General features: G+C 45.5%; 11 protein-coding genes and 1 pseudogene. 6 read left to right on the top strand and 6 right to left on the bottom strand.

Translation table 11 applies throughout. The annotated features are described in order from the left end of the window. Positions 1-2,066, bottom strand: a 2,066-nt coding sequence (locus tag QTO06_RS23060; protein WP_331409992.1) for a transposase domain-containing protein, incomplete at its 3' end; no start/stop codon positions are given. Further along, positions 2,066-2,284 carry a helix-turn-helix domain-containing protein gene (locus tag QTO06_RS23055; protein WP_102589860.1) on the bottom strand — a complete coding sequence of 73 codons (219 nt, stop codon included), beginning with the start codon at positions 2,282-2,284 and terminating at the stop codon, positions 2,066-2,068. The genes QTO06_RS23055 and QTO06_RS23060, both read right to left, overlap by 1 nt. A 191-nt stretch (positions 2,285-2,475) precedes the next feature. Between QTO06_RS23055 and QTO06_RS23050 the strand changes: the two genes are divergently transcribed. The 4 genes and pseudogenes from QTO06_RS23050 to QTO06_RS23035 all read left to right on the top strand — a co-directional run. Then, positions 2,476-3,252: a S24 family peptidase gene (locus QTO06_RS23050; protein ID WP_331409990.1), complete on the top strand. Its 777-nt coding sequence runs from the start codon at positions 2,476-2,478 to the stop codon at positions 3,250-3,252. A 149-nt stretch (positions 3,253-3,401) separates the two neighbouring features. Continuing rightward, positions 3,402-3,710 carry a hypothetical protein gene (locus QTO06_RS23045; protein WP_191685249.1) on the top strand — a complete coding sequence of 103 codons (309 nt, stop codon included), beginning with the start codon at positions 3,402-3,404 and terminating at the stop codon, positions 3,708-3,710. Continuing rightward, on the top strand, positions 3,700-3,969 hold the full coding sequence (locus QTO06_RS23040) for a hypothetical protein (RefSeq protein ID WP_331409985.1): 270 nt from the start codon (positions 3,700-3,702) through the stop codon (positions 3,967-3,969). Before QTO06_RS23045 ends, QTO06_RS23040 begins: the two co-directional genes overlap by 11 nt. Before the next feature lie 154 nt (positions 3,970-4,123). Continuing rightward, positions 4,124-5,041, top strand: a pseudogene (locus QTO06_RS23035) (alkene reductase); the annotation flags it as partial. Positions 5,042-5,191: 150 nt separating this feature from the next. Here QTO06_RS23035 and QTO06_RS23030 read toward each other — a convergent pair. Continuing rightward, a complete protein-coding gene (locus QTO06_RS23030; protein ID WP_005441361.1) occupies positions 5,192-5,467 on the bottom strand; it encodes a nitrogenase-stabilizing/protective protein NifW in 276 nt (91 codons plus the stop codon). Between the two features lie 255 nt (positions 5,468-5,722). Here QTO06_RS23030 and QTO06_RS23025 point away from each other — a divergent pair, with 255 nt between their 5' ends. Next, positions 5,723-7,570 carry an acyltransferase family protein gene (locus QTO06_RS23025; protein WP_331409995.1) on the top strand — a complete coding sequence of 616 codons (1,848 nt, stop codon included), beginning with the start codon at positions 5,723-5,725 and terminating at the stop codon, positions 7,568-7,570. 53 nt (positions 7,571-7,623) lie between these two features. Here the strand turns inward: QTO06_RS23025 and QTO06_RS23020 are convergent, their stop codons facing one another. From QTO06_RS23020 to QTO06_RS23010, 3 genes are all read right to left on the bottom strand, one after another. Next, positions 7,624-8,094: an RES family NAD+ phosphorylase gene (locus QTO06_RS23020; RefSeq protein ID WP_005447071.1), complete on the bottom strand. Its 471-nt coding sequence runs from the start codon at positions 8,092-8,094 to the stop codon at positions 7,624-7,626. 1 nt (position 8,095) lies between these two features. Then, positions 8,096-8,548: a type II RES/Xre toxin-antitoxin system antitoxin gene (gene parS / locus QTO06_RS23015; RefSeq protein WP_005426938.1), complete on the bottom strand. Its 453-nt coding sequence runs from the start codon at positions 8,546-8,548 to the stop codon at positions 8,096-8,098. A 113-nt stretch (positions 8,549-8,661) separates the two neighbouring features. Continuing rightward, a complete protein-coding gene (locus tag QTO06_RS23010; RefSeq protein ID WP_331409983.1) occupies positions 8,662-10,203 on the bottom strand; it encodes a glutamate synthase-related protein in 1,542 nt (513 codons plus the stop codon). Between the two features lie 129 nt (positions 10,204-10,332). Here QTO06_RS23010 and QTO06_RS23005 point away from each other — a divergent pair, with 129 nt between their 5' ends. Further along, complete coding sequence (locus QTO06_RS23005) at positions 10,333-10,812, top strand: aminoacyl-tRNA deacylase (RefSeq protein ID WP_009699021.1); 480 nt, start codon at positions 10,333-10,335, stop codon at positions 10,810-10,812. Positions 10,813-10,838: the final 26 nt, after the last annotated feature.

The following is a 10,838-nucleotide window of genomic DNA, read 5'->3' as shown; positions in this document are numbered from 1 at the left end:
TTCTTTCCAAATTGCTGTTGTATTACTCGGGTCATATCATCATTGAAGTAGTCATCATCAGCATCCCAAGACGCGTCATGACCAACGGCGCGTTTTGTTTTTTCTCCCATATCGAAATCACTAAAGTCATCAAGCGTTCTAGGCATGCTTGGCACCATCTTCGTGATACCAGGTACAGGGCCACCGATGTCTGTTTTTTCGTGCTCTTTTGGTGCAAGCACTTCGGCTAGTTCGTCGATAGATTTTGTGATCATCAAATCACCCATCATTTCAGTCCGTGCCAGTTCGCTTTCACCAAGTAGACGTTGACGGCGAGCCGCACCTGCATCAACAAAGTCCACATCTTCATAAAGTGGGATTTTGCCGATTAGGCGATCATCTTCGGTATAGGCCAAAACAAACTGAGTCAGGTCATAAGGGTTAAAGCGCAGCTTCACCTTCTCCCCGACATGCTCATAAAGCAGCGTGGATTGGTAGCGGTTCGTCAAATGCTTGGAGTAGTTGCCAGCATTAAGCTCAACAATGCCGCCGTTATGTACCTTAACCGCCTTGCGTGTACGCAATAAACAAAGCGCCAATTGTGCGCTGGTGGGCTTGGCAATCGCTGACTGCTCATAGCTGCGCTCAAACACTTGAGCAAAACTAAGACCTTGCCCCTTAGCCATTTCAGTTCGTCGCCCTTTGCGGTTGTTCCACTCATGAACCCATGCATCAAGCATGGTTAAAAACAACTCAATGGATACTGCGTTCTTACTGTTGTAGTTCGATGGTTTGTCGTTAATGGACGAGCCTGTGTACGCCTTAGCGAAAGCTGGCTCTCGTTCAAATTGCCCGATGCCTCCTTTTGAGTGCCACGAACGTTCAATCGGGTTTGCGCGAGAGTTACCAGAACGACCTTCATCGTCGTCCACGCTCTTTATCCAGTTAACGTCCGCACCTAACGACTTGATGACACCTTCAACTTCATAAGTATCGAATTTTTTATGATTCAACTTACCGCTACCGTCACGCTTAGGACGAGACATACCGCCTGTCATAGCCTCACTCAATGCGGCAGAGCCTCTATCAAGAACAAATAGTGACGGAGTGCCGAACTTACTCACCATTCGATGAATGGCAATACCGAGCATCTCTGTGTTCTCAGATACATCGACGCTGTAACCAACTATCATCGAGCTATAAACATCAATAAAACCCCAGATGGTAGGTCGAAATATTTTGCCGTCGTCTGTCTTGCAGAACACACGAGCAACGTGACCATCACCAGCAACAACCTGCATGGCATGCAAACCTGCGCGAGAACGACGCTGTGACGGTAGCATGCTTTTTTGAAACTCGGCTTTACCAAAGCGTTTGAGCATAACTAGCTCTTTTGGAATGTCGCGCTTAATGCGAGCAGTAAAGACCCTGTGGCAAGGCAGCTCCCAACCTTTATCTTTCGCTAATTTTTCTAAGCGACGGTAACACTCCATTACTGTGCCTGATTTCATTTCAGGGCGAAGGTAATCCGCTTTAAAGAACTCCCACGCTTCTTCTGGGATGTGCGCCGTGCGAGTTGCACCACCGCGACCATCAAGTAAAGACGGCAACCAATCACCTTGTGGAATATGTTTTGTGCGCAAAGCGGGACTGATATAGAACCAACGATGAATGCGTGCATAAGTAACATGTGATTCAGCCGCGACTTGCTTCATTGCTGCAACAAGCTTCTCGCCATTATCTACATACTTTTGAACACGTAAGCACAGCTCAAGCGCATGCTTGGCTCGTTCCTTTTGGGATTCAGAGGCAAGGTCAAACTCATACCAAAGTTCTTCGCTACTTACTTTACGAACTTCTTCAGATTCAGCCTGTTCTACTTCTTCAGCAGCTTGTTGCTGCAGAAGGGCTGTGCGAGTTTCGGCTGGTAGGCAATCAATGTGGTACTCAATGGGTTTTTTACTGCTTACATTTTCGCGCTTACGCTTTTGATCGTCACTTGCCAATTTGTTTAAAGTGATACGAACATTACGCTCATTTGTTGGCATGCCAGAAATACCGACCAGTTCTTTTACTGTGTAGTACATCACGCAACCTCCTGATAACGGCTAGGCCAGATATCTTGAGGCTCCATTCCAAGCGCTTTTGCGATCACTTTTTCCCCTTTAGGCCAAGGTCGGCTAAGCGCATTAGACAATGTTCCTTTACTCCAGCCAGCTTCAACGGATAGCTCTTGAACTGTTAAGCCTTTTTTGTGAAGTGCGGCGACAATGTCAATTCGATGCATGTCTGCAATTGGCGACATAGTGATCTCCTCATCAAGGTTTGATACTATTCGCTGATTACTAACATCAATAATCAGCAAAATTTACTTATTTAAATAATCAACGCAGGTAAGTATTGATCGCAATTTCTCCCAATGCAAGGTAGATTTTTCGATCCTTTTCTCATTTGCTGCTTTTTTGTTCAATTTATTTTTTAAAGGTACGTAAAACAATGGGTTACAAGGAAACGGATCAAGAGAAAAAAAATAGCGACTTGGATCCTTTTCTCTCCGATAGAAAAGGATCGCTAAAAGAGCGGTTGAAATTTCTCTCAAGCAAACGAACAACAAGAGAGACAGCTGAGCTGTGGGGGATATCGACAGCCACACTAAACGCTTATGTAAACAAAGGAACAGAGCCGTCTATAGGTAGAGCGAAGAAGATATGCGAAGCCGAAGGTGTTAGCTTGCAATGGCTTGCCACTGGTAATGATAGCGACGTCAGCGCAAACGAAGACAATAACACCCTCACGCTCGCTCACATTAACTATATAGAGAAAGTTAATGTGTCTGCCGCCGCTGGTGGCGGTTCATACATAGAGGAAGAAAGTATTGAAGAGTACTACCCGTTTAGCGATGAGTATTTAAAGCGAAATAGACTGTCTCATGCCGAACTGCTTATTGTTGAGGCCAAAGGCGACTCAATGGCTCCATACATAGAAAGCGGCGACGACTTGCTGTTAAAACGCGTAGAGTTCAATGCGGATAAGGTTTTGAGTGGTGTTCATGTCATTAGCATAGACGGACTACTAAAGGTAAAACGCCTTGAATATAGTCTTCAAAAAAACGGGTATCGCATCATTAGTGACAACCCCGAATACCCTGAAGAGTTCATAGGCCACGAGGAGCTAATGCAAGACCGTATGCGCGTAATAGGAGAAGTAGTTATGGTAATGGGTAGACCCAGCCAGCCAGCCAGCCAGCCAGCCAGCCAGCCAGCCAAGGACTAGAAGACGCGTAGCGAAACCAGTCAAGCAATGCGTTTACATGCAGCCTGATGGCTCGTGCTTGATGACAGGTCGTGGTAATTTTGAATGCCCAGTTCATGAAAATGGTGAATGTGGGCTATATGACAAAGAAGAGCGTCGAGAACAAGTACATGAAACAAGATAAGAGTTATCTAACATTCGAAGAAGTAACGCAGTTTCTAGAAGCCAAGAAGATAACAAAACAGTGCGCAATGTGTGGGTGCAAGAGAATTAATATCCCGAGCGTAGATGTTGGTGATGAACAAATTGCTTACCAAAGAAGGCTTTATGTTGAAACTCACAATGATGGAAGCCATGAAGAGAACAATGCATACTATGGCGCGATTATGCTTGTATGTACGGAGTGTGGGGACATAAGAAACGTTGTATCTTCGCTAATTCATACTTATCTTTCTGATGAGGGCAAAGATGAGCAATAATGTATTACAATATACCTTTAGAGAGGACAATCTAAAGCCTTTCGGAAACGGAGGAGAACCACCAATGCCATTAGAAGTAAGAGTAGCAAAGCTTGAAAGTGACGTTGAATACATCAAGCGTGATATTGCTGAAATAAAGACAGATATCAAAAATGGTCAACAAATACACGATAGAGACTTCCGCATTACGTTTGGTGTAATTATTAGCGCAACTCTAGGTCTAGCAGGACTAATGGCGAAAGGGTTTGGCTGGCTATAATTTTTTATTTTTGGTCTTCCGTAAGACAATTTTAAGCGGGTTTTTAAAAAGGATCATGAACTCGCTTTAAATCCCTCTCACCCCTTATAGAATGGGCACTTCTCTCACTTTCTCTCTAAACTAACATTTTTTTATTTTTGATATTCCTCTCTCATCACCTATGGGTCAAGGCTACGCTTGGACACCGGGTATTTACAGCCAAGAGCAAATCGCAGGCTGGAAAAAAGTCACTGACGCAGTACACGCAAAAGGCGGTGCGATCTTCGCCCAACTTTGGCACGTAGGCCGTGTGACTCACCCTGACAACATCGGTGGCGAACAACCAATTTCTTCTTCTGCACTAAAAGCAGAAAACGTGAAAGTGTTTATCGATAACGGCACAGATGAGCCTGGTTTCGTTGACGTGGTAGAACCACGTGAGATGACGAAAGAAGACATCAAAGTGGTTATCGAAGAGTACCGTCAAGCGGCATTGAATGCGATTGAAGCGGGCTTTGATGGTATCGAACTGCACGCAGCAAACGGCTACCTTGTAAACCAGTTTATCGATTCTGAAGCAAACAACCGTACAGATGAATACGGTGGTTCGGTTGAAAACCGTCTACGTTTCTTGAGTGAAGTGGTTGAAGCGATGACTCAAGCGATTGGCGCTGATCGCGTTGGTGTTCGTCTTGCTCCGTTTACGTCACTAAACGGTACTGTAGATAAAACACCAGTAGAAACTTACACAGCTGCTGCGGCACTGCTTGATAAGCTAAACGTTGTTTACATGCACATTGCAGAAGTAGACTGGGATGACGCACCAGATACGCCTGCTGAGTTCAAAACAGCCGTTCGTGAAGCTTACAAAGGCACCATCATTTATGCTGGTCGCTACAACACAGAGAAAGCGGCTGTAGCTCTAGAAAGTGGCTTGGCAGATATGGTTGGCTTTGGTCGTCCGTTCATCGCGAACCCTGACCTACCGAACCGTATCAAGAACGATTACCCGCTAGCGGCTCACGATCCTGCGACGCTGTTTGGTGGTAACGAGAAAGGTCTGTTGGATTACCCAACTTACCAAGCAAACTAAATCGTTGAGCTAGCTTAGTTCAGCTTAATTAGTTAAATAGGCAAGTTGAATAGACAAAAACCCCGCAGATGAGTTTGAATGCATCTGCGGGGTTTCTTTTTTTAGCGCCCAGTGTTGCCTGACATTATGGTTTGGGTATTGAAAGGCGTTCTAACGACGCTGACAAGAAGTGCAACCACGACAAGCCGAGCGTGTGGTTTTATCCAACAAACTTCGCTGCACTTTGCAGTATGCGTTCTTTAATGCACGGCGAGCCGCAAACCAATCTTCAGGCTTAGTCAGAATCAAATAGCCATTGAAGCGCTTCACTAACTCCACTCTGTGTTTATCAATAAAGCGGCTGTCAAAACCAATATCGAAGTAATCCAAAGCTTCTTCGATACAAGTAAAGCTAGCAATCTTGGCTTGAATATCGTTTTGGCTCATAGCCTCGTTTCTGTGTTTGTTCACTTAGCTCCGAGTATAAAAACTTCCATTCAACCGTTCTTTGATTTACATCCGTAGCACGTCATTTTGCTAGAAACCGATGAGTTTTAAATTTTCAAAATGAAAATCAATATAAGAAGTCACCCTGCAAAACTCTTCTCATCTTCAGAGTGGTTTTTAACTCACTGATTTTATGAGCCTAATTTTTGGTGCGTATTTTGCGTTAGTGAGTTTGTTGACTAGGGAGAGATGATGATGACTTACCGAGCAGAAATAGATGGATTAAGAGCGATTGCGGTCCTATTGGTGATCTTTTTCCATGCAGACATCAAAGCGTTTGCTGGTGGCTTTATCGGCGTAGATGTGTTTTTCGTGATCAGTGGCTATTTAATTACCACAATTGTGATAAACGATTTGGATAAGAACCAATTCAGCCTTGCTGATTTCTACGAGCGCCGTATTCGTCGAATTCTACCCTTACTGCTGTTGGTTATTGCAGTATGTTATCTACTCTCTTGGTGGTTGTTCCTTCCCCACGCACACAAAGAGGTGGGCGAGTTTTCTGTGTCTTCCATTCTGTCCGCTTCTAATGTTTTGCTTTACCTCAAAGGGCACAATTATTTTGGGCTGGAAGAACAAGCCAATCCGCTCTTTCATACTTGGAGCTTAGGTGTAGAAGAACAATACTACATTGTGATCCCTCTTCTGCTTATGCTTCTGGCACGTGGCAAACTCATGTCTTACCTCACCTTCTTCATTGCGGTGTTTGCACTAAGCCTGATGACTATTTGGTACGCCAGTGGTGATCCTGATTTCGCCTTTTACATGATTTTCTCTCGTGCGTGGGAACTGGCGGCGGGCTCTCTGATTGCCCTAGTGATGCGCAAAACCGTCATCAAACCCAACAACACCATAGCCATGATTGGTTTAACGCTAGTTCTCGCCTCTGCTTTGTTGTTTGATAAATCAAAAGATGGCGCTGGGATCATGCTGTTAATCCCTGTGGTTGGCACCGCACTTATCATTTTGTTCTCATCCAAAGACAACACGCTGGGTAAAGCTCTAAGCCTCAAATCGGTGGTTTTTGTTGGATTGATAAGCTACAGCCTTTATTTGTGGCACATACCATTGCTGGTTTTTTATCGCTACGTACTTACTGCCGGACAAGAGTTCAGCCTAACGTTTTATCTAGTGGCTCTATTTGCCTTTTCTTACCTAACTTGGCGCTTTGTTGAAAAGCCTTTCCGTAGCCGCAAGAAAATCGACATGAGAACACTTGCTGCATCACTTGTGTTAGTCACCCTGCCGTTGCTTGTTTTTGGTGTCGTCGGTCATAAAAATGGAGGCTTTCCCGACCGTAGCGCGTTTTTCGAAGCCATGCGCGTGAACAACGGCTACGGCATCGCATGTAACGGTAATACCGGCATCAATGACACCTGCTCCTCATCTTCCCAGCCTACTGTCGCTGTATTGGGTAACAGCCACAGCATGGTCTTTGTTCAGCAACTCGCGAATGACACACCAACGGGAGTTGTCCAGCTTACACAAGATTCTTGTGCGATTGGTTATGTCGACATGATTGCAGGAGTCAATAATCTATCGTGTCGAAGCTTCTTCACCGATGCAGTCGAAACTATTCGGAATACGCCTTCAATTCGACGTGTGGTGATTTCTTCTAACTTCAATAAAGAGCTCTCTAAGCAAGATTACCAAGCGTCGCTCACCCATCTTTTGAACGAGCTAGAAGACCGAGAGATTGTTGTCTTTGGTCCAACACCTTCTGCACCGCATGCTATTGGCGAATGCTTATGGAAAGCACAATTATTTGGTGATAACACAGGCAATGAATGTGACTTTTCGCCGAAGCAGTCACACCCGCATCATGTTGCAACGCTGGTAGCGTACTTTGAACAATTTGAACATGTGGAGTTTGTCGACCTTACCAGTTACATCTGTCAGCAAGGCAAATGTGCAATGAAGGTAGGCGATAACAACGCCATGTACACCGATGCTAACCACCTATCCTATAAAGGCGCAGAGATCGTATTAGGCAGCTACCAGAAAGAAGTAATGAGCAATCAACAGTTAACTGCTCAGCATTAACCCAATGGAAAAGAGAGAAAGAAAGCTCAGCGCTAATCCAAATGCTGAGCTTTTTATTTGAAGATTCTTGGGTCAAAAGCAAAATCGAGCTTCTCTGCTTTCTTCAGGATATCTTTCATCTTGGGATGGTTTGGATTGACGACGTAGTTGTTGTCACGAGGAGAAATTGTCGAAGGCACTTGCAGTGCAGCAAATTCAGGATGTGGATCGTTGAGAAATTGGTCACCGATGTATTGTGTGGATTCACTAGCAGGAATAGAGCGCCAAGTGACCGGCAAGTCTTCTTCATCCAGTGCAGCAATTAAGTATTCCGGCATCTCGATACGATACAAATCGTAAAGCTTGGTGATCGCTGGATCGTTGTTTACATGAACGAAAACTTCTAACGAGCAGAGAGATTCGGATTGAGAAAAGTACAGTGCTTCGGTTCCTTTCGAGTTCCATCGCCCACCGTATAGCTTGGCACCGATTGGGCTAAATGGAGACTCAGAGAACTTCTTTTGAGTCAGTCGATAGAGCTTCATATTACGAGAATACCCCGTGCTCTAATCGTCCAATCAAATCTTTGACGATTTCAAAATCAACCGTGGTTGAAACCATGTCTAATGGGCGCTTTCCACCCAAACCATAAACATTCTCTCGCATCCAACCTAGTGCGCGTTCTTCATCATCAAACAGCTCTGTTGCTAGTTTAAGTAGCATCGCTAAACGATAGATGGCATCACTCTCTTGCGTGTTGAAGCGCTCTTCGTTTTTGAGTCGACGTTTGATGGTGCTCACTGGGATCAATGTGACGTGTTGGAATTCGCTTTGAGAAAGCTTCACACGCTCGACAATATTACGGTATACCTTTGGCTCAAAGCCTTTATGAACCGCATCGGTACGACCGGTTTCGGCATCTTCAATGCCCAGCATAAACCAGAAGTTTGCCTTATGAGGCAGCTTCGGTTTAAAGCTTTTTAATGTCGCTGTTGCCATACTGAGCTCCTATGGACCAAATGGTCTTAATATTATGGTCCATATGAGCTCAATTATCAATCGCACAAATTGCAGCCACAGTAAAACAGGCACTTACCAGAGCAAGAGAAACGTTAAGGCTTGTCTACACCTGCGTATTCCACCCCAGAAAGCAACGCCATATCGCGATTCCAAGTGGCGAGGTCGTGGTGATTAAACTTGCTAAGATCATCGTGCCCACACGCCCTTGCCATCACTTGCATCAACTCCACCGAGGCTTCAAAGAAGTTCTTCAATTGAACCGACGCTTTATCCACATTCAACCGCTGTCTTAAGTCGGCCTTTTGTGTTGCAATGCCTGCTGGACAATTGTTTGTATTGCACATTCTCGCGGCTACACAACCTATCGACTGCATCGCACTGTTAGAAATCGCAACACCATCTGCCCCAAGCGCCATCGCTTTTACAAAATCCATTGGAACACGCAGCCCACCCGTAACGATTAACGTGACGCGGTCACTCACACCTTGTGCATCCAGATAGCGCCTTGCTCTGGCGAGCGCGGGAATGGTTGGCACGCTGATGTGATCACGGAACATAGCAGGCGCTGCGCCCGTACCTCCTCCACGACCATCCAAAATGATGTAGTCCGCGCTGGCATCAAGTGCGAACTGAATATCTTCTTCGATATGGTTTGCACTGAGCTTGAAGCCTATCGGGATACCACCTGTCACTTCACGTACCCGATCTGCAAACTTTTTGAAATCTTCTGCGGTATGCAGATCTTTAAACGTCGGTGGTGAAATCGCAGATTGCCCTTCGGGAATACCGCGCACTTGCGATATTTTACCCACATTTTTATTGGCTGGTAGATGACCACCTGTCCCTGTTTTTGCGCCCTGCCCACCTTTAAAGTGGAAAGCTTGGACATTGAGCAACTTAGATTCGTCGTAACCAAATTGCGCACTCGCCAACTCATAGAAATAACGCGAGTTCGCTGCTTGCTCTTCTGGCAGCATGCCACCTTCTCCGGAACAGATTCCGGTTCCGGCTAACTCCGCACCTTTCGCAAGTGAGATTTTGGCTTCTTCTGATAACGCGCCAAAGCTCATGTCAGAGACAAACAACGGAATTTTTAGCACCAGCGGCTTCTTCGCTTTTGGACCAATTACCAATTCGGTTTTGACTGGCACATCCTCCATCAGAGGTTTGGTTGCCATTTGTGCGACCATCATTTGCAGGTCACCCCAATGTGGCAATTGGTCTCTCGGCACACCCATCGCCGTCATCGGTCCATGGTGCCCTAACTTTGATAGCCCTTCTCTTGCCAGTTGGTGAATAAACTCAACCGTGGGTTCTTCTTGCGTCGCCACTGCAATCGGGATCTCGTTATTTCCTGCCTGGATACCCGGACCTTCTTGTCCCACTTGCTCAGAGGTAAACTGCTTATGCGTACCATCGCAGAAAGGCGCATTTGCGGTGTGCTTACACTGACACAGATACGCATCCTCATCCTTCTCAGCGACAAAGCTCATGGGTTTATAATCGGTTCCGGCGTGGGAGCCATCACAATAAGGTTGGTTCTTCGATCGCCCGCATCGACAAAAGTAATATTCTTGTCCTTGCACAAGCTCAACTTTGATGGGTTTGTTATCCGCTATTACTGGTTTGCTCATTTTGCTTCCCTTTTTCAATGCCATACTCTGTGGTTGGCTTTCAGTAAGCGTAGAACAGCTCAAGTAAAGCGTCAGGGGAATAGAGGTTTACCTATACTTTATGTGGGTCTCAACACTCTGGAGGCTAACATGACCATGTCAACCCGGCTCGACCACTATTTGACTGAGCACCATATTCACTTTCAAACCGTGAACCACAGTCATAGTAATAGTTCGCTGCAAAGCGGTGTTGCAGCGGGTATCCCTCTCAATAACTTGGCAAAAGGCGTGATTTTGGAAGATCACCAAGGTCGTCATATGATGGCTGTCTTGCCTGCGAATAATAAAATCAGCTTGTCTCGATTGAATGACGAGCTCAACGCCTCTTTCCATTTAATCAAAGAAAGAGAAGTCTATCGTTTGTTTACCGATTGCGATAACGGCGCGATACCTCCGGTGGGTAGCGCTTATCACATGGCAACCATTTGCGATGAAATGCTCGCCAATTTAGAGCATGTGTATTTGGAAGCAGGCGATCACGAAACCTTGATTAAGTTGGATAAAGAAGCGTTCCGTGAACTGATGGGAGAAAGTCGTTTTCTACGTTTTAGTAGTCAGGTATTTCATTAGTCTTAAGCTGCAATAAATTCAGTGCC

The sequence above is a fragment of the Vibrio sp. M260121 genome, assembly GCF_036533715.1.
In the GTDB taxonomy this organism is placed as follows: domain Bacteria; phylum Pseudomonadota; class Gammaproteobacteria; order Enterobacterales; family Vibrionaceae; genus Vibrio.
Note: the sequence above shows the minus strand (reverse complement) of the source record. Positions and strands in the feature narration are given on the sequence as shown.

Coding starts and splice junctions, on each gene's coding strand:
- QTO06_RS23020 (WP_005447071.1), bottom strand. CDS start 8,094: ATGAAGCTCTATCGACTGACTCAAAAGAAGTTCTCTGAGTCTCCATTT.
- QTO06_RS23040 (WP_331409985.1), top strand. CDS start 3,700: ATGAGCAATAATGTATTACAATATACCTTTAGAGAGGACAATCTAAAG.
- parS (WP_005426938.1), bottom strand. CDS start 8,548: ATGGCAACAGCGACATTAAAAAGCTTTAAACCGAAGCTGCCTCATAAG.
- QTO06_RS23010 (WP_331409983.1), bottom strand. CDS start 10,203: ATGAGCAAACCAGTAATAGCGGATAACAAACCCATCAAAGTTGAGCTT.
- QTO06_RS23050 (WP_331409990.1), top strand. CDS start 2,476: ATGGGTTACAAGGAAACGGATCAAGAGAAAAAAAATAGCGACTTGGAT.
- QTO06_RS23025 (WP_331409995.1), top strand. CDS start 5,723: ATGACTTACCGAGCAGAAATAGATGGATTAAGAGCGATTGCGGTCCTA.
- QTO06_RS23055 (WP_102589860.1), bottom strand. CDS start 2,284: ATGTCGCCAATTGCAGACATGCATCGAATTGACATTGTCGCCGCACTT.
- QTO06_RS23005 (WP_009699021.1), top strand. CDS start 10,333: ATGACCATGTCAACCCGGCTCGACCACTATTTGACTGAGCACCATATT.
- QTO06_RS23045 (WP_191685249.1), top strand. CDS start 3,402: ATGAAACAAGATAAGAGTTATCTAACATTCGAAGAAGTAACGCAGTTT.
- QTO06_RS23030 (WP_005441361.1), bottom strand. CDS start 5,467: ATGAGCCAAAACGATATTCAAGCCAAGATTGCTAGCTTTACTTGTATC.